General features: G+C 44.6%; 25 protein-coding genes and 1 CRISPR repeat array. Of the genes, 11 read left to right on the top strand and 14 right to left on the bottom strand.

Annotated elements, in window-relative coordinates:
• Positions 1-213: 213 nt before the first annotated feature.
• Together P5674_RS15215 and P5674_RS15210 are read left to right on the top strand one after the other, a co-directional pair.
• On the top strand, positions 214-1,116 hold the full coding sequence (locus tag P5674_RS15215) for a calcium-binding protein (protein WP_315670076.1): 903 nt from the start codon (positions 214-216) through the stop codon (positions 1,114-1,116).
• Positions 1,117-1,298: 182 nt separating this feature from the next.
• Positions 1,299-1,559, top strand: a complete 261-nt coding sequence (locus P5674_RS15210) for a hypothetical protein (RefSeq protein WP_148261876.1) — start codon at positions 1,299-1,301, stop codon at positions 1,557-1,559.
• 79 nt (positions 1,560-1,638) lie between these two features.
• On the opposite strand, the gene P5674_RS15205 is transcribed toward P5674_RS15210, so the two are convergent.
• The 12 genes from P5674_RS15205 to P5674_RS15150 form a co-directional block, all read right to left on the bottom strand.
• Positions 1,639-2,595, bottom strand: coding sequence for a tetratricopeptide repeat protein (locus tag P5674_RS15205; RefSeq protein WP_006616211.1), 957 nt, complete (start codon positions 2,593-2,595; stop codon positions 1,639-1,641).
• A gap of 95 nt (positions 2,596-2,690) precedes the next feature.
• Positions 2,691-4,270: direct repeats of the CRISPR family, unit length 35 nt; unit sequence GTTGCCATACGTTCGACTTTCAAAGAAGTCTCAAG.
• A 439-nt stretch (positions 4,271-4,709) separates the two neighbouring features.
• Positions 4,710-5,918 (bottom strand): RNA-guided endonuclease InsQ/TnpB family protein, encoded by a 1,209-nt coding sequence (locus P5674_RS15200; RefSeq protein ID WP_071941216.1) that lies wholly within the window; start codon positions 5,916-5,918, stop codon positions 4,710-4,712.
• Positions 5,812-6,420, bottom strand: a complete 609-nt coding sequence (locus P5674_RS15195; RefSeq protein WP_014276768.1) for an IS607 family transposase — start codon at positions 6,418-6,420, stop codon at positions 5,812-5,814. The genes P5674_RS15200 and P5674_RS15195 overlap by 107 nt, the downstream gene beginning before the upstream one ends.
• A 74-nt stretch (positions 6,421-6,494) precedes the next feature.
• Positions 6,495-6,659 carry a hypothetical protein gene (locus P5674_RS15190; RefSeq protein WP_006618679.1) on the bottom strand — a complete coding sequence of 55 codons (165 nt, stop codon included), beginning with the start codon at positions 6,657-6,659 and terminating at the stop codon, positions 6,495-6,497.
• Positions 6,652-8,574 carry a hypothetical protein gene (locus tag P5674_RS15185; protein WP_014276769.1) on the bottom strand — a complete coding sequence of 641 codons (1,923 nt, stop codon included), beginning with the start codon at positions 8,572-8,574 and terminating at the stop codon, positions 6,652-6,654. The genes P5674_RS15190 and P5674_RS15185 overlap by 8 nt, the downstream gene beginning before the upstream one ends.
• A gap of 3 nt (positions 8,575-8,577) precedes the next feature.
• Complete coding sequence (locus P5674_RS15180) at positions 8,578-10,440, bottom strand: RAMP superfamily CRISPR-associated protein (protein WP_006618681.1); 1,863 nt, start codon at positions 10,438-10,440, stop codon at positions 8,578-8,580.
• Positions 10,437-10,832 (bottom strand): hypothetical protein, encoded by a 396-nt coding sequence (locus P5674_RS15175; RefSeq protein ID WP_006618682.1) that lies wholly within the window; start codon positions 10,830-10,832, stop codon positions 10,437-10,439. The genes P5674_RS15180 and P5674_RS15175 overlap by 4 nt, the downstream gene beginning before the upstream one ends.
• Positions 10,833-10,835: 3 nt before the next feature.
• On the bottom strand, positions 10,836-11,711 hold the full coding sequence (cmr4, locus tag P5674_RS15170; protein ID WP_006618683.1) for a type III-B CRISPR module RAMP protein Cmr4: 876 nt from the start codon (positions 11,709-11,711) through the stop codon (positions 10,836-10,838).
• On the bottom strand, positions 11,708-12,889 hold the full coding sequence (locus P5674_RS15165) for a type III-B CRISPR module-associated Cmr3 family protein (protein WP_006618684.1): 1,182 nt from the start codon (positions 12,887-12,889) through the stop codon (positions 11,708-11,710). The genes cmr4 and P5674_RS15165 overlap by 4 nt, the downstream gene beginning before the upstream one ends.
• Complete coding sequence (gene cas10, locus P5674_RS15160) at positions 12,889-16,101, bottom strand: type III-B CRISPR-associated protein Cas10/Cmr2 (protein ID WP_014276771.1); 3,213 nt, start codon at positions 16,099-16,101, stop codon at positions 12,889-12,891. Before cas10 ends, P5674_RS15165 begins: the two co-directional genes overlap by 1 nt.
• Positions 16,102-16,136: 35 nt before the next feature.
• On the bottom strand, positions 16,137-17,171 hold the full coding sequence (rlmN, locus tag P5674_RS15155) for a 23S rRNA (adenine(2503)-C(2))-methyltransferase RlmN (protein ID WP_006618686.1): 1,035 nt from the start codon (positions 17,169-17,171) through the stop codon (positions 16,137-16,139).
• Between the two features lie 24 nt (positions 17,172-17,195).
• Entirely contained in the window at positions 17,196-17,594 is a 399-nt protein-coding gene (locus P5674_RS15150) for a hypothetical protein (RefSeq protein WP_014276772.1), read from the bottom strand.
• Positions 17,595-17,897: 303 nt separating this feature from the next.
• Between P5674_RS15150 and hslO the strand changes: the two genes are divergently transcribed.
• The 6 genes from hslO to P5674_RS15120 all read left to right on the top strand — a co-directional run bounded on the left by hslO (position 17,898) and on the right by P5674_RS15120 (position 23,886).
• Positions 17,898-18,827 carry an Hsp33 family molecular chaperone HslO gene (gene hslO, locus P5674_RS15145; RefSeq protein WP_006618688.1) on the top strand — a complete coding sequence of 310 codons (930 nt, stop codon included), beginning with the start codon at positions 17,898-17,900 and terminating at the stop codon, positions 18,825-18,827.
• 160 nt (positions 18,828-18,987) lie between these two features.
• A complete protein-coding gene (locus tag P5674_RS15140) occupies positions 18,988-21,186 on the top strand; it encodes a hypothetical protein (protein WP_043468578.1) in 2,199 nt (732 codons plus the stop codon).
• 98 nt (positions 21,187-21,284) lie between these two features.
• Positions 21,285-21,803 (top strand): pentapeptide repeat-containing protein, encoded by a 519-nt coding sequence (locus tag P5674_RS15135; protein WP_014276774.1) that lies wholly within the window; start codon positions 21,285-21,287, stop codon positions 21,801-21,803.
• Between the two features lie 216 nt (positions 21,804-22,019).
• A complete protein-coding gene (locus P5674_RS15130; protein ID WP_014276775.1) occupies positions 22,020-23,270 on the top strand; it encodes an ABC transporter permease in 1,251 nt (416 codons plus the stop codon).
• Positions 23,271-23,489: 219 nt separating this feature from the next.
• Positions 23,490-23,720 (top strand): type II toxin-antitoxin system HicB family antitoxin, encoded by a 231-nt coding sequence (locus P5674_RS15125; protein WP_006618693.1) that lies wholly within the window; start codon positions 23,490-23,492, stop codon positions 23,718-23,720.
• The gene (locus P5674_RS15120; protein ID WP_014276776.1) at positions 23,713-23,886 is read left to right on the top strand and encodes a type II toxin-antitoxin system HicA family toxin; all 174 of its coding nucleotides are present in this window, start codon (positions 23,713-23,715) and stop codon (positions 23,884-23,886) included. Before P5674_RS15125 ends, P5674_RS15120 begins: the two co-directional genes overlap by 8 nt.
• A 4-nt stretch (positions 23,887-23,890) precedes the next feature.
• Here P5674_RS15120 and P5674_RS15115 read toward each other — a convergent pair whose 3' ends face one another.
• Positions 23,891-24,127, bottom strand: coding sequence for a hypothetical protein (locus P5674_RS15115; RefSeq protein ID WP_014276777.1), 237 nt, complete (start codon positions 24,125-24,127; stop codon positions 23,891-23,893).
• On the opposite strand from P5674_RS15115, the gene P5674_RS15110 reads away from it, so the two are divergent.
• The 3 genes from P5674_RS15110 to P5674_RS15100 all read left to right on the top strand — a co-directional run bounded on the left by P5674_RS15110 (position 24,126) and on the right by P5674_RS15100 (position 25,074).
• Entirely contained in the window at positions 24,126-24,347 is a 222-nt protein-coding gene (locus P5674_RS15110) for a hypothetical protein (protein ID WP_006618695.1), read from the top strand. The two genes, P5674_RS15115 and P5674_RS15110, sit on opposite strands and share 2 nt — an antisense overlap.
• Positions 24,344-24,763 (top strand): type II toxin-antitoxin system VapC family toxin, encoded by a 420-nt coding sequence (locus tag P5674_RS15105; RefSeq protein ID WP_006618696.1) that lies wholly within the window; start codon positions 24,344-24,346, stop codon positions 24,761-24,763. Before P5674_RS15110 ends, P5674_RS15105 begins: the two co-directional genes overlap by 4 nt.
• An 89-nt stretch (positions 24,764-24,852) precedes the next feature.
• Positions 24,853-25,074 carry a hypothetical protein gene (locus P5674_RS15100; protein ID WP_006618697.1) on the top strand — a complete coding sequence of 74 codons (222 nt, stop codon included), beginning with the start codon at positions 24,853-24,855 and terminating at the stop codon, positions 25,072-25,074.
• Here the strand turns inward: P5674_RS15100 and P5674_RS15095 are convergent.
• Complete coding sequence (locus tag P5674_RS15095) at positions 25,067-25,954, bottom strand: mechanosensitive ion channel family protein (RefSeq protein ID WP_006618698.1); 888 nt, start codon at positions 25,952-25,954, stop codon at positions 25,067-25,069. The two genes, P5674_RS15100 and P5674_RS15095, sit on opposite strands and share 8 nt — an antisense overlap.
• Positions 25,955-26,294 lie beyond the last annotated feature (340 nt).

Here is a 26,294-nt window from a genome sequence, read left to right as displayed (position 1 = left end):
AGCTTCACACAACCTACAATGGTACACTGGGGAAGTTGGGTTTCGCTGCGCTTCACTACAATGGTACACTGGGGAAGTTGGGTTTCGCTGCGCTTCACACAACCTACATATTCGCTACATATTCGCCTAACCTACAATGGGAATGGACGATTGACGACTAATTGGCGATAATCTAGTGGTGAACATTAATCCTCTGCTGGGAAAAGGCTTTTTATGCTTACCCTTGAAACTTTATTTGATGAAGGGTTTTATTTGGCACAAAATCAGGAGGTAGAAGAGGCGATCGCCGACGGTCTTTTCGAGACCGCCTTCGAGCATTTTTCTCGGTATGGACAATTTGAGGGCCGCAACCCTAACCCCATTTTTGATAGTGAATATTATCTCGCCCAAAATCCCCATATTCAGTCAGAAGTAGAGGAGGGAATTACCACTGCAGCCGCTCATTTTGTTAATATTGGACAAACAGACAACCGCAGCCCAAATCCCTTTTTTGACCCGGTTTTTTATCTACAGCAAAATCCCACCGTTTCTCAGGGAGTAGCTAAGGGGGAATTTACCGCCTTTGAGCATTTTTTGAAAATCGGACAATTTGAGGGTTTAGACCCTAGCGATTCCTTTAATACCGAGTTTTATCGCGATCGCAATTTCGATGCGGTGGAGGGAATAGAGGATGAAATAATCGGCAGCCTTTTTGAGCATTTTTATCGGTTTGGTTTAGAGTTAGGTAGGTTAGGCGCACCCCCCCAGTTAATGGATGACCTCAGTAATGCGATCGCCTTAGATACTCTCTTAGGAAGTCGGACTATAGTTAACTCAGTTACCGATGATAACCCCGTCAATATTTATGAATTTATCATCCCCAATAATGGTAGTGAGTTTAGCCTATTTCTGCACGGTTTAAAAGCCGATGCTAATGTGGATTTAATCCAAGATATCAATCAAAATCAAGCCATTCAACCTGATGATATTATCGCCTCATCCAATAACCCGGCTTTAGCCACAGAATCCATTGATATTGACCTATTACCCATGGGAACCTACTTTGTGCGAGTTTCCCAGTTTCAGGGAGAAACCATTTATGCTTTGGAATTATCCGCCATTCCCCTGGATATTTGAAGGGGGTAGAGACAACCCTTGTCTATGGCATCCCTAGGTTATACCCATCTCCCCCCTAGATAGCAACCCCCAAAAAATTAGCTAGGAGGGTTGACATTTAGATTCCGGTGCTGGTATGATGTAAATCAATAAAGCAGCCCAGGGAAACTAATTTGTTTGGTCATTTCCCCAAGGAGGCTGCCATGACCAGACCTACAGCACGTCATGAAGACAAATACCAACCTTGTCCTAGGGGTTATAGGGTCGGTCGTCGCCGTCGCCGTCGCCGTCGTTCACCGAAATACCCTAGAGAATACACCATAGCCCTAATTAAAGCGATCGTCATTGCCTGCTGCGCCTGTACGACAATTACAGGGGAACCAGTGGTTAGCACTACGGTTAATGCTACTGCATGGCTAGGCATGGAAATTGCCAACGATCGCAATTCAAAAAACCACAAATAAATCCATTCCTAACAGTTGGGGCGGCTTGAGAGTCGTCCTAATTACTGTTGGAGGCGATCGATTAACTGTTGATACTGTTCTAGGGAAGCACTGCGAACCAATGGATGCTGTCCCAAGGTCCGATGATGATTCTGATTAATTCCCTGCATTTTTGATACCATTTTTGAGCAAGGGGGCAGTTATTCAATTGCAAATTTGCCTCAGCGATGCCTTTCATTGCATCAATTTCAGCCACTACCTCCCGGCATTTTTCAGCGATTTCTAAGCTCTGTTGATGATACTTTAGGGCTGATTCCGGTTGTTTTAAGGAATTGTAAATATCCCCCATTAAAACTAGGGCGCGGGCGATAAGGTAGGGATTGCCAAGGTTCCGAAATATTGCCAAAGCTGCCGTTGCTAAATGCAGGGATTCTTCGGGATTTTCTCGGCTTAAAATGCTGGCTAGATTACCCATCAGCATGGCACGCCCTTGGGGAGACTCGGCATCTGGGTGTTTTTCCAGGATATCTAAACTTTGTTGATAATAGGTGGCGGCTTGTTGCCACTGTCCCCGGTTTTTGGCGACGTTCCCTAATCCCATAATGGCTTTCCATTCTCCGGCTTTATCCCCCAATTTTCGGGCAACTTCCAGATGTTTTTGATGGTAGCTTTCAGATTCGTTTAACTCTCCCAGGGCATCGTAAATATTCCCCAAGCCGTTGTAACAAACCGCATCACAGCCCGGATTCAATTTTCCGAGGAGAGATTTATAGAGTTTTTCTTGTTGGTCATAATAACCCCAAACTCCCAATTGGTCGTGTAATTCTTGGTTGCTTTGGGGGTCAGGAATCACTGTCAAAATTTGGGTCGCCCGCCGCCAATCTTCCACCTCCCATAGGTGATAAAAAGACTCCAGGTAATGCTGCACCCGTTGCAGGGGGGTGGCTTCTTGGGGGGGGATGCTTTGATGACACAAAAAATATTCGACGGCAGTATAAGTAGCTAACTGCTCGATGGGAACTGTATTGATATCGATATCAAGTTCATCCCACAGCATTGGATGTCTCCTTTTGGGTATCCCATTGGCTCTGAAACAGTTTAGCACTACTTCCGTTCAAAAAGCGATCGCTTTTTGACATTTACAAAAAAGTAGTTGCCATACGTTCGACTTTCAAAGAAGTCTCAAGCATCATCTCGATGGCATGGGAGTGTTCTCAACTTGTTGCCATACGTTCGACTTTCAAAGAAGTCTCAAGCTGCCCAAGGCCTGCCGCCCCTTAAGTCCCTAAAACGTTGCCATACGTTCGACTTTCAAAGAAGTCTCAAGGTTACATCGTTACAGATGTCTACTTTGGCGGTCGCGAGTTGCCATACGTTCGACTTTCAAAGAAGTCTCAAGCAGTATAAGGTTGCATATGCACATGTCAACCAGTTGCCATACGTTCGACTTTCAAAGAAGTCTCAAGAGGAAGGGTGGATCGTGGTATTGACATGTAAACGAGGTCAAGTTGCCATACGTTCGACTTTCAAAGAAGTCTCAAGTGTTTCATGGTCTACAAGGTCTACAAGGGGGGGCGAGTTGCCATACGTTCGACTTTCAAAGAAGTCTCAAGATTGGTGTCCTGAGATATCATTGTGGTATCAAGACAAGTTGCCATACGTTCGACTTTCAAAGAAGTCTCAAGTGCTTCGTCCCCTTCGTCCTTGGGACTGGGAACTTGTTGCCATACGTTCGACTTTCAAAGAAGTCTCAAGCTTTGATGTCTTTATTCCCAACGGCTACGGCGGCTTCAAGGTTGCCATACGTTCGACTTTCAAAGAAGTCTCAAGGAAGGAAGAGGCTTTGTCGTGGAAGGAAGCGACAAGTTGCCATACGTTCGACTTTCAAAGAAGTCTCAAGCAGTGAACGATGTAAGCATCATACGGTCCATATCGTTGCCATACGTTCGACTTTCAAAGAAGTCTCAAGCGAAAGACAAAGTTTTTGTCCCCCACCTTCCAGTTGCCATACGTTCGACTTTCAAAGAAGTCTCAAGTACAAGGTCCTCCTCCACGGGGAACGACAAGTATTGTTGCCATACGTTCGACTTTCAAAGAAGTCTCAAGCGGAGGAATGTTTGTTGTTCGGGCAGCAACCTTTGTTGCCATACGTTCGACTTTCAAAGAAGTCTCAAGGAATAGGTCTAGACGCATTCAAGTACCCATCTGGTTGCCATACGTTCGACTTTCAAAGAAGTCTCAAGCAGTTCGCTCCTTAAAGTGCGAACTATTTGGGTTGTTGCCATACGTTCGACTTTCAAAGAAGTCTCAAGCAGGGGGGAAGCCAAGGTCTATCTCGGAAAAAGTTGCCATACGTTCGACTTTCAAAGAAGTCTCAAGACCAACAGCGGCTTCGTGCCGTTCGTAAACTTTCGTTGCCATACGTTCGACTTTCAAAGAAGTCTCAAGAAAGTTTCGGCAAAGGGGCTGACAAGCCCCTCCTTTTGTTGCCATACGTTCGACTTTCAAAGAAGTCTCAAGAATCGTAGAAATCGTAACTTACAGGTCACTCCATTGTTGCCATACGTTCGACTTTCAAAGAAGTCTCAAGTTCTTTGGGACGACGAGTGCAACTACTCCGAAGAAGAGTTGCCATACGTTCGACTTTCAAAGAAGTCTCAAGGTAATTACTTTACATTAATTTCAAAGATTGATCAAGTTGCCATACGTTCGACTTTCAAAGAAGTCTCAAGAGCATAAGAACGAAATCCTTGCTCTGAAGGGATTCTAACCCACCAATTCTATAGGGGTCAAGTCAGTACCCCAATTATTGACATAGATTAGCAATAATTGAGTTAACAAAATGACTGAAACCCGGTCGTAGCAGTCCACCTATAGGGGTCAACGAAAAAATCAGTGATTGGGCGGTTTGCCAGACCCCTGTAGGTGAATGGATGTTACAGGTCAGACCTGGGGCATCATTTGGAAAAAGCTAAATTTTCCACAACATCGGTCGATAGGTCTCCCGTTCTCCCATCAGACAGGAGATGTACTCCCACACCTGTAATTCCAGACAGCGATAGTAGCTGACCTTGTGACCTGTATGGGGATGGGTGGTGGAGAGGGATAGCTTGTCCTGCCAGTGCTTGAGATACTTTTTCAGAGCATCCGAATGTAGGTAAACTGATTCATTTAAGCTGAACAGTCCTGAACATTAATTGACAATGCTCGGACTGTAACTATAGCAATACCATCATTGCTGACAGTAAAGGAGGAATCCCTCAAAGCACGCAACATAATATTACGTGCGCCATTTGCATCTCTAGGTGTTTGACTGCCACAGTGAGGACACTTGTGTATTTTCGCACCACCTAGTTTGGCGTGGCGATGTCCACACACTCCACAGGTTTTAGATGTGTGACTTTCGCCCACATCAAGCACCACGCAACCACGCTTTGCTGCTTGATGTTTCAGAATTAACTTAAAGCGATAATGTGCCCAGGTCAGCATATTTCTGACTGTTTTCGACTGAATTTTTCTTCTTGACTTGGCTACCATAGAGGAAGACTCGAAGCGAGGCAGAAAAATTAATCCATAATTAGTAGTCAGATAATGTGCTGCTTTTTTATGCACTTCGTCAATTAAGTTCCGAATCTTTTCTCGAATCCGATTAGCTGCTTTTTTCAGAGAACGGCGTCGTTTGGCATTTACCTTGGTTGAGCGACTAATTAAATTATCTAGATGCGTACATAATCTTGTGATTCGCCCCATGTCGCCGTTGCCAATTTCAATTACTTTATCGCCGTCATATCCAGTTAAAAAAGTTCTGACCCCAGGATCTAAGGCAATTATTTTCCTTGAATATGTATGACTTTTAATTACAGGTTCAGGAAAAACAGCAAACCATTTACCACGCCGATAAATCAATTGAGTCCCATAATCACATTGATGTGGTATGGGCTCGCTTGCCTTAAACTTCAGCTTTTTCGTTAACTGACTGTACCATGTACCTTTGGTAAAGTTGGAATTATTAAATTTGATTGTTTGTTGTGGATTACGAATACTTCGGAAGCAGGCATCACGACTGGCTGTATAGGCTTGGTGGGCGTCAAATATGGCGTTCTGTCTGATATGACAAGGTGTTTCTTTCACCCATTGAGGTAAATCAGATTGCATGACCAGATTTCGCAATTTCAGCTTCCCAATCCGAGTCGTTGATTGACGCTGCATGGCTATGGCTTGGTTAAAACAATAACGACAAGCAGCCAGCCATTTTTTCCAAGTTTTTGCCAGTTCAGGACTGGGATAAATCCGGATCTTTTTTGATTGCAGATTTGTACTTTCTGAGTCCGTAAAGTCGGCAACTGTAGCTGGCTTCCCGGAAGCGGTAGATATGAACAATGGCAAGGATGTCTTCAACCAATTCTCGTTCTGGGGATAAACTGTCTTGGTTGAGAACCACGATTTTGGTTTTGTCGAGTTCACACAACCAGGAAATGAGGTCAAACCCGAAACGGGCAAGTCTGTCAAAGTGGGCAACCACAATAAATCCGACATCGCCTTGACGGAGGAGTTCCAAAACGGCTCTAAGTCCTGCTCTTTTGAAATTAAGACCACTGGCGATATCAGTGATGAGTTCGGCATTGGGGTATACTTCGAGTAGCTTTGCAGCTCCTCCGTCAAGGTCGGCTTTTTGTCCACGACTGGAAACGCGGGCATAAGCGATAATTGCTCTTTGCCGAATGCGATCGGATATTCCCTTGTAGGAGGCGATTTCATATCTTCTCTGTCCTTTGGGTGTCCTGATTGCTTGAATCTGGCCGTCTTTTTCCCATCTTCTTAGGGTATGTAAACATACACCAAAGTATTGAGATGTTTCACTTGGTGATGTATATTTCGGCATTTAACTCGCTTGCTGTGTAGTCGTCTAGCTTAACGCAATTGTTGAGCTGTGTCAATCGTTGTTCAGTGAATTGCCTAACAGGAAGAGACTCCTCCTCGCTCGTCGGGGGGAGTAAAATCGTCGAGGGTGAAAATTTTAGAGTTAATCAGGTACAACACCAAGGAGTCCACAACCATTTTCCCTTGGAGTTGATTTAATTGATGAATTTGCTGTGTTTTTGATGAGCTAATACTATTCATCTTGGTTAAGCAACTGTTGTACCCATTCCCTAATATCTGAATACAGGTAATAGGGCTGGCGGAAGGGGTGAAAATAATCGGTGATTTTATCCTGAAAAAATAGGGAGGGTGGCGGTTCGACTTCCATCAAAACGATCGCTTTTTCGCAAAGGATTTGCATAGCTGCCAAAATCGTTAATCCTGACTTATTAAAACCATCGGGAAAACTGGCAGAATCAATAGAGTTTTTTATGTCAAAATCTACCCAAAAATTTCGGGATTTTTGAGATTCTAAAATCATCTGCCTATCTTCCTCTAAAACCTCCATCATGCGTTCTTTAGAAATCCCCTTAGCACCATGAATTAATTTATTGCGTTTCACACACCAATAATCAAGGGATGCCATGGCTTTTACCAGCTCTTCCCAAGCGTCAAGCTGGGGCTTATTTCCCTGAGTTGCCAGCAAAGCATGAACAAAATTAAGTTTAGTGGGGCGACCGGGTAAAACAAAGCGATCGCCATATTTCCGGTCATCAAGAGGCTTAACCCATCGTTGATTGACGAGACATTTACCCCGATTAATAGCATTAACTAAATTCCAGTTTTCCGAGGCTGTTTCTAGTTCATAAAACTTTTGGGCTGCCCGTTGATTATCATCTAAAAGACTAGCGGTTTGCAGAATCCAATTGCCGCGCTTTTCGGGTCTATCAAAATATTTATCTCCCTGGAGGGCATAAATTAACTCGTGCAAGGTTTCCTCATAAAAAGAACCCATCCTGGTCAAAAAATCAGCAATGCGGTCAGTTTGCCAAAGTAAACAACATTGGGTATAGAGGTTGAGAAGTTTAGGAAAACGTCGATTTTCTTGGCCGGGGGGGTGGGGGTAATAATCCGATAATATTTTCAGGTCGTCCGACTGGTTAACCTGCTGTTTCGCATAGTCATTATCCAGGTTAAAATAGGCGATCGCTAAATTTAAACCCTGTTCCACCTTCTGTAAGCGACGATACATATTTCCAATGTTATCGATATCTTTCAAATCGTAGTTTTGCAGGGTTGCCAAACATTCCGACCAATTTTTAATCACCACCCGCACCCCATCAAAATCCCACCGTTGTAACAGTTGTTGAATCACTTGATATTTTTGTGTTTTCAGGTGATACCAGCGGGGAGTGAGAATACAGTCGGAATTTTCCCCTTTAAAGATATGCCGCACCGACAATTTCGGTTCGATAAAAATTTGTTTCTGAATAGCCGAAGAAAAAGCCTGCATTTGCAGTGCGGTTTGCATTTGTCCGGTTCCCCCTTTCAGGCTAATCAAAACCAGGTCATTAATGTGGGGATGGTTCACCGCAAAATGGGTTTGAAAAAACTCCCCATAAACTCGCATCAATTGGTTAATATCATTAACGGCAATATCAGCGGGAATTGTCCAGGGTATCAATTCAATATCCACCTGTTTTTGTGCCAACCACTTTGCCAAAATTGGGAACAAATAATAAGTATCTCGATGATGTCCTTGGGGTTGTTGAGGGGTAACTTGGTTAGTGACAAAAATATAGGCTTTTTCCACCTTAAAGATAGTTCTGGCTGTTTGAATAACCCCCAAAATCCGGCCAGGAGAAATGCGATCGCCCCAACCATTGGGGTCATCTTCTGGTTGATAATCTTCCCAAATTTTGCGGGTAATTTCCCGAAAAGAGAAGAAATATTTAGGATGCAAAGAAGCCTCGACTTGTAACTCTGGACAAAGGCACTCAGCAATCCTTTGATTTCGTGTCTGCCATAATTCCAACTCAGCATCAGTTAACTGACAACGGTCAATATTTTCTTCTTCCCGTTCAAAAATCGGCAGATAACCCGATTCAATTATATCATCAACTTTCAGCTTAACTGTCAAATCAGAAGTTCCCAGATTGGCGATTAAAATAGTCATAACTTAGCCCAAAAAAGTCGATAAAATCCGAATGCCATTAACTTGAGATAAAGACCTAGCAAAAGCAGCGCGATCGCTCTGTTTTGCCCCAAAAATCGTCACCGCCTGATAAGGAATCTTCCCCTCTGGAAAGTTAGACTTAATCACCACAAAAGAAGGTATTTCCAAATCACCGCCCACATAGGCATTGCCCCCACCTTGGCGGTTTCTCCCCTTAAAGCCGCTACTATAAAGCCAATCCAGAGCTTCCCCCCGCACATCAACCCCGCATCCTTCCACCGACCAATCTTTCACCTGTTCAGGATGCCTTAATCCCCTGTTGGGAACCAAAAACACACAAGCCTGTTGGTCGAGAACATCCTGATAGCGGTGTCTTCCCTTTCCCGGAGAGTGAGTTTCCGGCTTTCCTTGGGGGGAAGCCACCGCCCGGAGCCTTTCCCCTATCTCCTCAAAAAACCGCCGCCAGTCCTCCTGGTCACAGGGCAATTGCAACGATTCCACAGCCCAGTAACAGCCCCGCAGCCCCGGATAAGGGTGATTCCAGTGTAGAGGGCGGCGGGAACCATGTCCCACCCCCCCCAGATGAGTTGCCAGATACAGCAAATATTCCAATAGTCGCAGGTGGGTTGCATTTTGGGAAGCCAAAACAATCTCCCCCTCGTAAAAATCGGGATAAGTGCGACTTCCCACCTCTTCCAGCCAATCCACCGCAATGGTACAACTACCCTGGCGAGTTTGGGGGGCGATGGTTCCGAATAATTGCGCCTCCACTTCCCGACATTGCGCCAGGGGGTACAGACTCAACCCCAAAACTCGAAACCAATAACGCAGGACCCCCCGAATAGCCGTTGGGCGAAATTCCGGCTTTCCCCGCCTACCATTCTCTCTTGTGGGTGGGGTTGCTCCGTACATTCCCTCAGTCCACAGTTGAAAGTCGTGTTTGCAACTGTGGGGTAGGGCTGATTTAACTGTCGTGCATCCATAACCGGAACTCACCCGCGCCCCTAGTCCCCCTGTTAGGGCTGGTTTCACCCACTCCCGGACGACCGCCACATCTTCCGGGGTTCCCCTAGCGGTGGGGGCTAAACCAATTGTTAAGGTCGGTTTCAGCATTGATAACATTACATGGGGGGCCGGTTGATATACAATGCGATCGTCTTGCCAATTCCATTGGGGCGTGGTGATATCCAAATCCAGACAGGGTTGGGTGGGGAAAGCATCCAAAATCTGCACCCGACCTATACCGCCCTCTAGGGTACCGAGGAGGCGTTCTACTTCCCCTTGGGGTAGATTTTGTCTCCCGTAAGCGCGGATGACTCCCTTGAGGCTGCTGGCGGGAATATAGGGCACGCCATAAATGGGATGCAAGGCAGGTAACAACAATTCACGAAAACCTCGCAACCCCCCCACTCGTAACCGCCAAAGAAATGACACTTCTACCGTAGCCGTGGCCAGCAGTTGGGTTTTTTCGGTTAAACTTTTATAAAGGGCGGCGCACTTTTTTTCGGCATCGATCGCTTTTTGTAGGGCGGGAGTAATGCGATCGTCCAATGGTTCATGATTCAGGGCTTGCAGGGGACTCGAACCCGTTTTTTGCATCCCCCTCGGTTTTTTCCCATTCGACAACCCTGGGAGAGTATGGGAGGGGGCATTTCCCACTACGCAAGCAATCCGTTTTGACTGCCAGTGGGGGGGGAGATGCTTTTGCAATTTCGGCCACTTCTTTTGTGCCTTTTGTTGCGCTTCCTCCTCCTGAAAATAGAAAATAATTTTATCAGTCACCTCCGGGCTGGCATCTTTATACAAGTCATAAAGGGGGTTTTTATTCTTCTTGAGTGTCTCCAGAACCCCCTGCCATTCTCTCATGATTCCGTCGCCTCCCCAAGTACCGCCGCCGCCCAAAATGACCATTCCTTTGCTAGTTGCATCCCTAGGCGATTTAGTGCTGTATATTTAGCCAGGGGTAAATGAATCAAACTGCCTTCGTCGGTCGGGTCAAAGTCGATATCACTAAAAGCCCGCAACCGGACTAAGAAATGGCGATAAACTTCCCCTTTGTAAGTCGTATCTTCCGCCGTCCCCAATAAAAATTTTTCGGCATCCCCCGCCAGTCGGTGCAGTCCCCAGGTGGAAATATAAGCGCTTAATCCTTGAATCAGTCCGCTGGCTTTTGAATGGTAAGCGGGGGAAAGTTTGCCTTGGATTTCTGTTAGTGCTTGGTGGGCTTCTTGTGAGAAAATTCGACGATCTAAAAACATTACTCAATCCCCCCCAATTTCATTTATAATTGAGATGGTTTTGGCTTGAGTCCATCCCCGTCCGATTCCTTCGAGTCCTCCGAATTGAATCCGTCCATTCAGCAGGGCTCGCAGTTTCTCTCGCACCTTTTCCGTCGATTCTTCCCCCGATTCTGTCTGTTTGGCTGGCTTCATACCCCACGGGAAAAATAACATCGTTTCCGGCGGCACCGCTTCTTCCGCACGAAATGAACCCCCTTTCACCGTTTTACTTTCCTCGGACAAGGCGACTCTCACTTCCCGCTGTAAGCCGGTTTCTACCAGTGCCGCGCAATCTTGATCACTGAGAATTACTAACTTTTTCAGTAGCAGGCTAAGGCTATTGTCTCCCCAGGTGCTAGACAATAAACTGGTCAGGAATGAACCATCAAATTGACTTAAATTCTCTGGTTTGATTAAGGCGGTTTGCAAAAATAACGTTTCTGGTTTAAAACTGACTAGGGCCGGTTGTGTGGGACTCAGTTGCTGGCACTGTTTGATAATGTCGTTGATGCTGTTAATTTGTACCCACTGATGCCACCTTCGCAACCACAGAGGACAGGTTATCCAGATCAGATGATGACTCAAAGAAGCGATCGGAAAAAATAGCATCGAAGCATCAGCAAACCAGACTTCTCCTTCCGTTGGCTGTTTTCCTTTTTCGATTTTCTGCCCGAAAAATATCCCTGCATTATCTTCTGTTTCCAGGGAGGCGCGAATTTTACCACGCAATGAAGAGGCGGGTAGGTAGGGAAATTCTGTGTGGACTTCCCGCGCAATTCCCATTAAATTGCCTTCGTTAGCACTCCCTCCCGTGTGGAGGGGGGTTAGTAAGTGCAAATAGGTTAAAAATTCGCTCATCTCTCCCCCCACAGTAGTTTACCATAATTCAATTTGCGAAAGGTTTGCAGCCACGGTTTTCCTTCGGTATTGGGTAGGAGATGGTCAATGGTCGGGAATATCTCAGCCGTAGCCGGAGAGTTGCTATCAAATAGATACACCGTCCCCGGTGGGGCGAAGGCATATTGCGGTTGCAGGGCGAAGGTTTTTTCTGTTTTGGTTTCAACTACTCCGTTTTTGGTGCGGGTTTTCTGCCTCTGTTGATGACCAATTCCCCCCCACATCAATGGGCGATCGCCTACACAACCCCGCAAACAGTCCCGCCATAAATCTGGGTAAAGTCCATAGATAAGTTTCTGGGAAGTTTCCGCCAGTCCAGGAGTTAATAAATAAGCAAACATCCCCGGTTTGGGAGTGTCCGGTTTGGGATGTTTCCACAGCGATCGTAATTCTTCCAGTAGGGTCTGATTTTCAATTAAAGAGACTCTCACCCGGTGTCCTTTTCCTCCTAAACGCACTACAAAAGAAGATTTTTGCTCTCCCTCTAATTTCACCCCCGCCACCAAACTCCACCCTGGTTTTAAGCGGGTTGCTACCTCCACAAAAAAGCCATCGGAGTCCTTTACCTGTCGTGTTCCCGTCTGAATATGGGTATGAGGTAGCACCTGCACTCCCCAAGGATCTGAGCAAAAATCATCGGGGGTAAAATTGCGATCGCCTTCCAGATATTTCCGCAAAGCCTGCCCTTTCATCCAGGGTGGGGGAGACCCACAAATATACTCGCCCTTTTTTAACTGAGGGGGAACCATCGGAGACAACCAACCACTTTGACTATAGCAGATAAATTCCCAGGAATCAAGGGTATCAGCGGGAATTAATCTAGTCAAACTCTCCCAACTATTATCATGGTTTAAGTCCAGGTTCAAATCTTGGGAATTATCCGATTTTTCCCCGGCTTGCACCGTCAGCAAATCTTGAGGAGTCCGCAGCCAGAGAGTCCGGTTTTCATCCAACAAAAACGGCCCCAAAAATTCGGGATTAATTTGATGTTTAGTCCTGGGCGATCGTAAAGCCTGAAACACCACACTAGGTAAAGGGGGGAACTGTCCTTTAGCCATCGCCCCTTCCCCCGGTCTGAAAGGTTTAGCTTCTCGAAATAGTAGCACATCAAGGGGGGTAATAATATACCAATCCATCATTAAATATCCTCCTTCCTACCCTGCCATTCTTGCCGTTGTTGCATTTTATCCAACCAAAACGCCGAGAAACGCAACAGATAACTGAGAGATTTTAAATCAATTCCTAGGGGTAATTCCCCCTGGTTGTCTAGTTGAGAATTTTCCTGCCATTGCGCCTTTAAATATCCCGCCCAATTTTCCCAATCTTCTAGCCACCGGATTAAACCATCTCGATTAGTTTCAATCGCTTCTACTTCCTCACGGCGTTGAGAAATTGCCCAAGCTGCTTTGGCGATTAAATTAGAATTGGGAGTTAACGAAGCGTGAAGTGGTAACTCTTCCGCTAATCGATAAAGTAGGGAACTTAATATTTGGGGTTGATCAGTGTTTATCCACTGTCGCCAACTCTCCAATAACTCACCTTTTAGTAACGCTTCTAAACAATTACCAGAACTGTACATAACCCGGAAACACAGCCCACTTTTAGGCGGAATATATCCCGGTTCATCAGGCTTAATTCCCGGTGTCCCCAACATTTTTTTTGCCTGTTTTTCCGCCTCCCATAATCCTGATAAAGCGATCGGGAGCGGGACGCTTTTATGAGCTATAACAATTCCAAAACTCATAGTTGCATTTTCTCCCATTGTAAATAATGGTCGATTGGGCAATCCTTGAAAATCATGATTTTGAGATATCGGCATCCAGTAACCCCCCCGGCTTTCAAACCTCAAATCTGCCTCTCCTAACTGAGGTTTATAAGGGTCTTCAGCACCACACCAAGCCGCCCTCAAAGACAGCAGATAATCCGGCAAATCTTCCAGGGGTAGTAAAGCCATGACATCATCCCCCCCACTATAGACTACCTTACCACAAAACCGCTTTTCAGTAATCAAAGGAACCAGGCGATTAGAGAAATCCAGCAGAGCCCTATTAAGACCGATATGGGTAGCTGGTCCCATCCGTTTTCTGGTAGCCAACAAAGCCTCATCATCATCTCGAAAAGCCCTAATAAACTGTTCTAGCTTCCGATTATATTCCTCATCATTTAGATGCAAATAGCCCTCCCGTTGCATAAATCCATGAGGTTCAGTTTCAGTTAAATACTGCTGATAAGGATGTAGTTTTTTCCCCGAAACATATTTTCCCATCCCGTCTCCATCTCCTAATACAATTACCCACCAATCACTCGGAGAACCATCGCCAAATTTTGTCTGAATATGGGCGGCTTCCACTAGGGGACGCAAACGGCGAATTTCATCAGAATTTAAGCCCATGTCATCAGCCAGCCATTTACTCGAAAACATGATACCATTATAATTCTTCCCACCTAGATAATTAGGATTAATACAACTATCCGTTTTAGGAATATTAGTAAGGCGACCACGGCTGAGGGCTAAAAATCTTTGATATTCCTTGCTAGAATTGCCAAAATCTTGTTGAATTTGATGCTGTAAATATCGCCAATATTGAGTTAATTTGCCCTGATTACTATGTAGCTGCCAATCCTCATAAGCAAACCGTGCATAAGCTATACAACTGAGGTTAGGAAATCGAATAAATTCGCTATAATCAATTTCGGCATCATTCTCATTTTCTAAATCCCTAAAATTAATCCCCAACGACTCACCCACACCCCCATAAACCCAAGCCATGCGTTTAGTCATTTCTATCGCATTGAGCATTTCTGAACCATTAAACAATCCCGGATATACCTTAGCAATTAACCGCCAAAATAGTCTCATAGACTCAACAGGTAAACCGTATCCTTCCCGAAAATTTCCATGATATCGAAATTGAGGATGCAGGGCGCTGAGTTGACCAGATAGACTAGAACGTAATCCTGGGGAAACAGGAATAGACCAAGTTCTAGTATTTTTAATCCCTTGCATTGCTTGGGCGCATCTAGCTTGAATTGACCCCCACCATGTGCCATTATTTAGACTGCGATAAATAATGGTTTCCGCCACTGTAGGAGGTGCATTTTTTTCATGATTACCCGCTAATTCTTGTTGAGATTGAATCCAGTTATCATCAAACTCTTCTTGGTTATTTTTATCAATAATTAATGGCGTATTGGGGTCTCCCAAAGGAACCGCTGTCCAATAAGTTTGCCAGGTATTATTAATTTGATTTTCCCAAAGATTACGCCATTCCCAACAGCTTTTTTTCTGCCATTTTTCCAGATCATGTTCGTGGGATTCGCGGTCGGAACCCTCAGCCGCAAATTCCTTCAGTATCTGCTCAATTGTGTCTTGATTAGCTGGATTTTTAAGAAATTCTATAATGCGATCGCGTAGACCAATTTCTAATTGTTTAATTGGATGGTTAGTTATGCCTTCTCTCACATTATCAGCAATATTAATCCACTCTTGTCGGAGTTTTTGGCACAATGTATTCCCGACTTCCTTGGCTGTGGCGGCACTGTTAAATAACATAGCGATCGTATTCGGAAATCCAGCAGTTGCTAAGGAGGTACTTAAATTGAGGTTATAGCGTTCTAGGGGGTCATAACCATCAATATCTATCAGTTTGAAAGTCTCACTAAATGCCGGATATTTTTTTAACAGAAACGCATCGATAATTTCCTGACCCCACAAAGAAGGGGTAATCACTATATCTGCGCCGTAGTTTTCCGCTACAAACCAGCAAAGTTTAGCACTCAGATAATGTAATAAATATGACCCCGACCAGAAATCCAAGAATTTGCGAGAGGCTTTGATAAAGTCCTGAATTGGAGAGAATGTGAATAGTAACAAGTGGGGATATTCATTACTGGGATTTTGGGCTTCAATGGTGCTGGCTAATGCTGATACTGTGGCTCGATAGCTATGAACTGGGCAGTCTGGTAAAATACTATGTTGGGGATAAAGTAAAGCATCGGGGTATTGTTGTCTTTGGAGTTCCGGTTCAAATCGCCACAACCACCAAAATACTGTTTGGGGGTCCGGTTCATTTTTCAGCCAATCAGGAATAGCTATTGTTATGTGATTTGGCGGTTCAATTAACCTGGCTTGACCACTAATGGGATGCTTGATAATTGTGGGGGAGTCCCTAATTCGGTCGATTTCTAGGTTAATCCGATCAGAAGAACTAGCGATCGCTTCTATCTCCCCTTGATGAGTTAACCACCATGATAATGCTGTCTGTCCTTCCTCTGTCTGCAAACAAACCAGATGATTACATAAGTCACTATTTCCTAGTAATGCGTAAATTTTACGATGAAAAATAGACATTATTTTGAGTCATATTAACCGATAATTGATAATTCTTAATTTTCCTGGGAAGCACGCAGTTGACCGCAGGCTGCATCAGCATCTAAACCGCGAGAATAGCGAACGCTGACTGCTACCCGTCGCTCTTCCAATTCCTTCACAAAACCCTGTATTTGTGAGGGACTAGGGCGTTGATAATCCACCTCATTAATGGGGTTATAGGGAATCAGATTAACATGACTTTGAAAGCCACGCATAAGGCTGGCTAATTCCGCCGCGTGGGTGGGTAAATCATTAACCCCAGCTAACATCACATATTCAAAACTTACCCGCCGTCCGGTCAATTTCACATAATCTCGACATTCAGAGATTAGCGCTTCTAGGGGATAGGTTTTGGCGCTGGGAATCAGTTGTTCTCGGAGAGTTTGATTAGAAGCGTGTAAACTAACAGCCAGGGTAATTTGTAGCTGATATTCGGCTAATTGGCGGATACGGTTGGGAATGCCTACAGTGGAAAGGGTAATCATTCGCTGTCCGATACCAATATCTCTATTTAAGCAGGTAATAGCAGCGATCGCATTTTGAGTATTCAGTAAAGGTTCCCCCATACCCATAAAGACAATATGGCTGACACGGCGTTGGAAATCTTCCTGAACCGTCAGCACTTGATCTACAATTTCATGGGTTTCTAAGTTGCGGAAGAACCCCCCCTTTCCGGTAGCGCAAAAATCGCAAGCCATGGGACACCCCACCTGAGAAGAAACACAAACCGTTAAGCGGTCATGGGTAGGAATCCCGACAGTTTCAATAATTTGACCATCGGATAATTTCAGCAGATATTTAATTGTACCATCACTAGCAACCGCGCGATAATGAATAGTTGAACGACCAACGGGTATGGTCGCTAATTGCGATCGCCACTGTTTCGGAAACACAGTGATTTCCTCCAGGGATTTAGCCCCTTTCTGATAAATCCACTGATATAATTGCTTTCCCCGATAAGCTGGTTGTCCCTGTTGCTGAACCCAATCAGTAAGTTCAGGTAAAGATGTCCCCAGTAAAGGTTTAAAAGCTGGTTCAACTGCGATCATATAGCTACCCTGTGCTTTTGTAGATTAATCCGCTGATTGTGGCTTTTTCGATAACAGAAATCCCCGTAACTGATTGAGATTAACCGTTTGTCCCCAATTGAGAGGTAACACAGAAACACCTTCTAGGCGCGACTGTACCCAACCCTCTCCCCAATACCATTCATGAAAGCCATCAATCCCCCCACTGAGGAGAAACCGCAAACAGTTAGACTCAGCCACATCAACATAGTGTTCGATTGTCACCGGACCCAGTGAACTGGTGAACTTGAGACCCATATTAAACTGTTGGGGGAGTCCCGGGGAAAATTGCACAGGCCACAACCACTGTTGAACTTGGTGGGGATACAACAGACTTTCGCGAATAGTCGCCTCAGAGGCATCTACCTCAATCCTTAGACTGCTTTTTTGAAAACTACCCAGCATAAGTCACCATGATCAAACCAGTTAGCGATCGCACTTGTCGGATCACAACCACTCCTAATTATAGCAGTCAGCGATCGTTCTAGTAACCTGTAGGGTGCATCTCAAATCTACAACAAAACCGACAGACCCCACACCTAGTAGCTTGTATGGTGCGTGATCATAAGTAAACCCGCTTCGCCCCTCTAACTATCAGGGAACAGGGGGGCAGGCGGGAACTAAATGGATAATGGATTGCAGACCATTATAGGCTGTAAATTGTAAATTGTAAATTGTCAATCATCAATCATCAATTTTCCAGGAACTATGGCTGATCAACTGATACGTGCTACAGCAGCCGACGGCGGTATTCGCGCCGTGGGGGTAATTACCACTCGTCTAACCGAGGAAGCGAGAAAACGGCATAAACTGTCATATGTAGCCACAGCAGCCCTAGGACGGACAATAGCAGGGGGTCTGTTGCTGGTTTCTAGCATGAAGCGTCCCGAATCACGGATCAATATTCAAATTCAAGGGGACGGACCTTTAGGGGGCATTGTAGTCGATGCGGGGCTAGATGGCACTGTGCGGGGTTATGTTGGGAACCCAGAAATTGAGTTAGTCCCTAATGCTGATGACAAACTAGACGTTGGCAGGGCAGTGGGTAAAAACGGGTATGTTTACATAGTGCGGGATGTTGGCTATGGTTATCCTTACTCGAGTACCGTTCAACTGGTGTCAGGAGAAATCGGTGACGACCTGACCCATTATCTGGTATCATCAGAACAAACCCCGTCGGCTTTAGTCTTAGGCGTGTTTGTGGATAAAGAAGGGGTACAAGCGGCCGGGGGGCTGTTATTACAGATTCTCCCCAAAGCCGCCACTGATTTAGCACTGATAGAGTTATTAGAATCGAGAATCGGTGCTTTATCTGGTTTTACCCCTCTGTTGCGCGCCAGTCAAACCCTACCCAATATTTTTGAGCAATTGCTAGGAGATTTGGGGTTAAATATTCTACCGGAAACCCAATTGCTACAGTTTCATTGTGGCTGTTCTTTTGAACGGGTTTTAGGTGGTCTCAAGATGTTTGGACAAGCTGAACTGCGAGATATGATTCAAAAGGATAGCGGCGCAGAGGCTAAATGTGAATTTTGTGGCCAGACTTATCACGCCACCAAGGAAAATCTGCATGAGTTGATCCGAGACTTGAATCAGGATGAGGATCAGTTGTCCGAAAAGATTGGCAAGGTTTTCTAGAAAACTTCCCTAGGGGATTGGAAGCGAAGGCTAAAATAATTCCCTAGGTGGGGTGATTGCGATCGCTTTCCTAACAGTGCTATAAGAATCAAGCAGCACCTTACTTTTTCCCCGTGGATAGTTGGTAGGGGGTGAATGCAGCGTGAGGATGGCTTAACCTATGATTGACAGGAAACCGAAACAAAACCGTTGGCTAGAATTGCGTTCCCCAAAAGTGGCGACACCACCACCCGCAATATCTAACAGAGTAGGGTCGCCGCCAAAATTGGTGCGGGGAAGTTCTGAGTCCATACAGCCAGAACGTAAAAGCCGTAAAGAACGGTTAAAAGAACTGCGGATGCTGCTAGAATCGGAAAGCATGAATCAGCCACCCTCACCACCGCCAGAACCGGAAGTCGTGAAGCCAGAGCCTACTGTATCATCAGCTTTGGTGACAGTGGTTCCCCCAACTGTTGAACCGGAAACGCCTTCACCAAAGAGAAATAACCCCATTATGGCATCTCTACCTGTGTTGGGGTTGCTGTTGGTGTTGGCGACTCCCCCAGGGGTGGCTTATGTGGCTAGTACGTTACTGTTGCGATCGCCTTCTTTACCTAACTGTCCTAAGATTTTTTGGCCTCTGGCTTCTGCCTCTCTGCGTCTGTACTGTGCTGAAATGGCTGCCAGTAAGAAAACTTTAGATGATTTCCTCCTCGCCTTTGAGTTGGTTAGTGTCCTGTCAGAAGACCATCCCCTCCGCCCGGAAATTAACCGCCACATTGACCAATGGTCGATGGGTATTCTGAATTTGGCAGAGTCTAAGTTTCAAGCTGGGGAATTATCGGAGGCAATTCGGATAGCGAAAAAGACTCCCCCGCAAACTTCAGCATCAGCTACTGTAGAACAGCAGATTAAACAGTGGCAAGAAATTTGGAAAAGGGCTGAGGGTATTTACCGCAAGGTTGAAGATTTGATGCGCCAAGAAGACTTGAATGTGGCATTTAGGGAAGCTACCCAGTTATTGAATGTGGGGAATAATTACTGGGAAACGGTGCGGTATCAGAAATTAACCGATTTACTACATATCGCTAGGGAAGATAGTCAGAAATTGGCGGAAGCCCGAAGTTTAGCGAATCAAGGGGGGGTTAATAACCTATTACTGGCAATTAAAAAGCTAGAGGAAATTTCTGATGATAGCTATTTGCAAGATCAGGCGAAAAAAGAAGTTTCGGCTTTGAGTAAATCGATGATGACTATAGCCGAAGATATCCTGAATCAGGGTCAATGGCAAGAAGCGATCGCTACGGTTAATAAAATTCCCAGCAGTGCTAACCTGACTGAGGAAGTTAAGGATTTTATCGTTTTAGCCCGTGCCCATGTTCCGGCGCTCCTGGATACGCCAGAAGGACTCACAGATGCGATCGCTCAAGCAGGTACTATTGAACGTAATCGGCCGCTATACTGGAAGGCACAACAATATATTCGGGGCTGGCAGCAGGAAATTGCGGATCTGACAATTATGAATGAAGCCTCGCGATTAGCCCGTAGCCAAACTATACCGGATTTAAGGGCGGCGATCGCTAAATTGCAACTAATCCCGGTTTCTCATTCCCGTGGTAGTGAAGCTAGGAAAAATATTAGCCAATGGAATCAGAAAATTGAGGAAATCGAAGATCGGCCTAATTTGGATATGGCGGAAAAGTTGGCGAGTTTTGGAGATGTTGATTCTCTGAAGGCGGCGGTGGAAAGGGCTTCTCAAATTGGTCGCGGTAGGGCACTATATGATGAGGCTCAAGAAAGGATTAATGAGTGGCGTGTCAGAAGTGAGCGCCTAGAGTTTCAACCGGTTCTCGACCGCGCCCAAGAATTAGCCGCCCAGGGTGATTTTGCTAATGCTATTGCTGTGGCTGAACAAATTAGACCCGGTTTATTGATGTACGAACAAGCCCGGGCTGATATTAACCAATGGCGATCGCAATTACAAGATATCCAGAATTTACAAAATGCCGAAACTTCTGCCATTCCTGGCACTATAGATGGTTTAATTCGTGGCATTCAATTAGCCGACCGAGTTTCTCCTTCTGGTTCGTGGCGTTGGCGTGCAGATCAGCTCATTAATGATTGGAGTCAAACCTTATTTACTCGCGGATTAGATCAGGCGATTTATGATATACCTGGGGCTATAGAAACCCTAAAAATGATTCCCCCAGGTACTAGCGTTTATAATTCCGCTCAAGCTCAAATTTCCGATTGGCAATCTTGGTTAAACCCACCGACCCCAGTTCCCTATGAACAGCCCACTCCGACTAGGTCAGTATCTCCTACTATTGAATTTGATCAGCCACCAGATCTTAACAAACCAATTAGATCGGATAACTGAATTGATCACCCTCAACCACGCCTTTAAAAAATTCGCCCAAAAATTAACCACAATTGGGGTTGATTGACCTTATAATTGGGAGCAAAAGAACTACAGGCATGACCTACTGGGACAAACCATTACCCCATAAAATCCTAACCCCCGCCGAACTACTCCAGCTTTATGCTAGTGGTAAACGAGGGTTCATCGGCGTAGACCTACAAGAGGTAAACCTCGAAGGAGCCAATTTAAAAGAATTACTCCTCTGGCAGGCTAACCTCAAATCCATTAATCTCCGTCGCGCTAATCTTAGCAACACCCATCTATTTGCTAACCTCTGTCAAGCCAATTTGTCCGACACCGATTTAAGCAATGCTAAACTACTTTATTCTGACCTCAGAGAAGCCAATTTAACTAGGGCTAAATTGTTCAAAACCAATCTCAAAGGGGCAGATTTACGCGGTGCTAATTTCAGCTACGCTAAACTAGCATACGCTGACTTAACCGAAGCCGATTTACGCGGTGCCAACTTCTATAATTCGGTTCTATTTTCAGTCACCATAAATCGCGCTCATATTGAAGATGTTGATTGGAGTGAAACCACTTTAGTTAAAACCAATCTGCGAGATGCGCTATAATTAAATTAGCTTCTGTCTCTGTCTCTGTCTCTCCCCTAAGTAAGTGGGTCAGTTATGTTGGTAGCCGCTCACCATAGACCCCAAAACCTTCTAGTTAACACCTAAAACTTGTACATCACCTAACTCAGAAAACCTATATTTAATGAATATTGAACGGAATTGTTGTTGATATCTCTGTAAAGCTAAAATACTAGCTATAGTAGTTCCTCAGTAATTATGGCTTCCATTGCTCGCAAAAACCTCATCGAAGATATTCCCCGCTTCCTGGCGGCTCAGGCTGGGATTATGTTTGCGGTGAGTTTAGTTACCATTCAAAATGGCATTCTCAACGGATTTGTGCAATCCTCATCTCTGCTTATTGATAAATCTAGCGCCGATATTTGGATTACCTCCGAAGACATGGTGCATCTCAATCTCACCATGCCACTAGCCCTAGAACAACTCACCAAAGCCCAAAAAGTTCCGGGGGTAGAACTAGCAGAACCTCTAATTTTTCAAAGTGCGCGTTGGCGCGATCCGACTGGTCAAATTCAAGCTATTAATTTAGTCGGTTCTAACCCTGACGGTCAACTGTTTGCTCCCTGGAATATTATTGAGGGAGATTTGGAATCTCTCAAACAACCATATCGGGTAATAGTAGATGAGAGTAATTTAAACTCCCTACAGGTTAGCGGTGTAGGAGATACGGTTACTATTTCTGGCTTAGAAGCGAAGATTGTCGGATTAACCCAAGGTACTCAACCCATTGTTAATAGTATTTTCGTCTTTGCTTCCCTGAAAAATGCTAACGCCTATGTTACTGTACCTCTACAAACTCAGACCAGATGCACTTTTGAGAATGGCAATCTTAACTGTGTTAATGTTTTTGATGATTCTGGCGATCGCCAAACCCAAACCGATATTTCTCCTGAACCTAGACCCCTAACATTAACTGATCCAATTACTTATATTTTAGTGAAAGCGAAACCTAATCAAGACTTACAGCAACTACAAGCTGAATTAGAAGCGACTCTCCCTAATACACGCGCTTATACCAGACAAGAAATAGCCGAAAAAATCCAAGATTACTGGCAAAAACGCACCGGCGTAGGCTTCGTTTTGAGTTTGGGTGCTGTGGTCGGAATTTTGGTGGGTATGATTGTGGTAGCTCAAATTCTTTATGCTTCCGTTGCTGACCATATTAAAGAATTTGGTACTCTCAAGGCTATGGGCGCTCCCGATCGCCTGCTTTATTCTGTGATTTTAGAACAGGCTTTTTGGATGGCTGTTCTCGGCTATATCCCCGGAATGGCTCTCTGTTTGGGTGTGGCAAGTTGGGCTTCTGCTACCCAGGGTATTTTGATTTTGATTACTCCGGCTTCTGCTGTAGGGGTGTTTTTCTTGACTTTAGTAATGTGTGGAGGTTCGGCTTTCTTTGCTATCCAAAAAGTCACTCGCGTAGACCCGGCGATCGTCTTTAAGGCTTGAAAATTTCTCTATAAAAAGGTTGACAGATACAAGAAAATTATGCTATTTTGGCAAGGAATCCGCTTTCTCAATATCAAGTAGCGATCGCATTTCCGGTAACTCAAAGAAACCGGGTTTCTAGTTAGGCGATCGCATTTTGGGAAGAAGAAGGCGATCGCTCCAAGATTTGTTAAAGTTTAGGTATAATTATAATTAATGTTCCTGGTTGATTCACGGCTAATGCAAAAAACTCGACAGTTAACTGCAATTATTGAGAGAGAAGGCGACGGATATTTTTCTTTGTGTCCCGAACTCGATCTGGCGAGTCAAGGTGACACGGTGGAAGAAGCGCGATCGAATTTAATGGAAGCGATCGAACTTTTTTTAGAGATGGCTGATGCTTCGGAAATTGAACGTCGTTTAAATAATAATGAGGTTTTCGTTGAGTCGATGGAGATTACAGTTGGGTAAGTTGAGGGTTTTATCGGCGAAGGAAGTGTGCATAATTTTAGAAGAACAGGGTTTCATCGAGGTGAGGGTGCGTGGCAGCCATATTATCATGCAACGGCGCGAAGCCGAATCAACAATAACCATTCCCGTTCCCAATTATAAAGAATTAAAAATCGGAACTTTGTGATCGATTATTCGACAGTCCGGTTTGTCTCGTTCTTTATTTGAGATTGATGAATGAACCGGACGTTATATAAGAAGCCTGGTTGATAAATTGTGCGATCGCATTTCCGGTAACTCAAAGAAACCGGGTTTCTAGTTAGGCGATCGCATTTTGGGAAGAAGAAGGCGATCGCCCCAAGATTTGTTAAACTATTAGGTATAATCAATGTTCCCAGTTCATTTGGCGATCGAGGATGATATCTCATGCAAATTAAGGGAATCAAAAAAGGTCGAACTATCGAAATATTTGAAGATATAGACATTCCCGATGGTCAAGAAATCAGCTTATCAATTGAGGCGGGGGGAGGTTTTTGGCAACGTCTCCAGCATTTTAGACAAGAACTTGAGTCTGAGGAAATTTGGATCGAACCAGATGTTTTTGAGGGGGTGCGGGATTCATCGCCGGGTCGAGAAGTGACTTTATGAGTTTACGATTTTTATTGGATACTAATATCCTCTCGGAACCGACACGCCAAAATCCGCATCCCAATGTGATGGCAATGCTGGAACAACACGAACTAGAAGTAGCCACATCAACGACTGTGTGGCAGGAACTTCTTTTTGGATGTTCGCGCCTTCCGGATTCTCAGAGACGGAGATTTTTAGAAAGGTATTTGAATCAGATCGTTCGTCCGACTATTCCAATTCTGCCTTATGATGTGGAGGCGGCAACTTGGCACGGAATTGAAAGAGCCAGATTGACGAGTATTGGAAAGACACCTTCTTTCCCGGACGGTCAAATTGCTGCTGTGGCGAAAGTCAACAATTTAATTGTGGTGACCAACAATGTATCAGATTATCGAAATTTTTTAGATCTGGCAGTGGAAAACTGGTTTGAATAAAAGAGCGATCGCATTCCCGGTGACTCAAAGAAACCCAGTTTCTAGTTAGGCGATCGCATTTTGGGAAGAAGAAGGCGATCGACTTAGTTATGCTGGGCTTGGCTAATCAAAACGGTCTCACTGAAATTTCTCGGAAACTAGCAGAAAATCTGTCGGAATGTGACTATTTAAAAGCACTACAATCTCTGAGAAGACGCAGTTTAATTGAAACTAAAATCGAAAATTCTGTCTCGGTTTTGAAACTGGAACCCCCAATTCAGGAATATTTTAAAACCGTGGGGGTCAGCACTGCAAGTTTTACCCTTAATTAGTCTGAGAATTAGCCGCCGCTGGGTAATGGTCGTTATAGCGTTCCTGATTAAAGAAATACAACGTGCGGATAGGATAGGGGATATTAATATCAGCTTCATCACAAGCCTGTTTAAGTGCTATCATAACCTGGGTTGTCACCCGTCGCACCTGTTTCCGTTCTGGGAAAGTCCAATAGCGAATCATGAGGTCAATAGAACTGTCTCCAAAACCCACTACATCGACTTCTACTTCTGGTTCGGACAAAACACCCTCGACGGTTTTGGTGGCGTTTAATAGAGTTTCTACAGCCATTGGTAAGGGGGTATTATAGTCTACTCCAATGGCTAAATCAGTGCGACGATGACTTTCGGCTGTCTTGACCTGTACGGGACTGGTAAACAGTATGGAGTTAGGAATTACGACCCTTTCCCCATGATAAGTTAGCATTTGGGTAGACCGAATAGAAATATTTTCGATAGTCCCTTCATAATCATCTACGACTATCTGATCACCAATTTGGAAAGGTTCTTGTAACAGTAATAAAATCCCGGCTAAGAAATTTTTAAAGATATCCTGAAAAGCAAAACCAATGGCTACAGAACTAAGTCCTAATAAACCTATAATATCGCCTAAACGCAGGTCAGGAAAGGCAATTACACAGGCGATAATTACGCCTCCCACCCAAGTTAATACATAACCTGTGTGAATGAGAAGAACTTGTAAAGATTTACTGCGGACAAATCTCGGTGCTGTGGATTGTAAAAATTGTCGGACAAACTTGGATAAAAACCGAGTCATTAACAATACGATTATTGCAAAAATTAAGGCTGGAATTACTTGGATAGCTGAACCTACTAAACTTAATAGGCTAGACTGAATTTCTTGGACTAAGGCATTCATAAAGATTGAGTAGTAATAGGATTGATCCAGATTTTCAACAGGGGCATAATTGCTGTTAGCTGAATATGTGAGCTAATAGCTAAAAACCTATAATATGATAACTTTTTGGGTGGGATTTTGGCTTCTACCCGCAGATAGATACAGCGGCCAGGAGTGACGGCGGCAATTATTCCGTGTAATTAATAATTGATAATTAATAATTGATAATTGTAGGGGCGGGTTCTGGAGTTAATTAGACTTGTCACCAGTTAACCTGATCAACCCGCCCCAGAAACCAAGCGATCGCTGGAGTTAATTAGACTTAGCAGCAGTCAAGCTGATCAACCCGCCGCCGAAACCA

This window comes from Limnospira sp. PMC 289.06 (assembly GCF_032350395.1).
GTDB lineage: Bacteria > Cyanobacteriota > Cyanobacteriia > Cyanobacteriales > Microcoleaceae > Limnospira > Limnospira platensis.
Note: the sequence above shows the minus strand (reverse complement) of the source record. Positions and strands in the feature narration are given on the sequence as shown.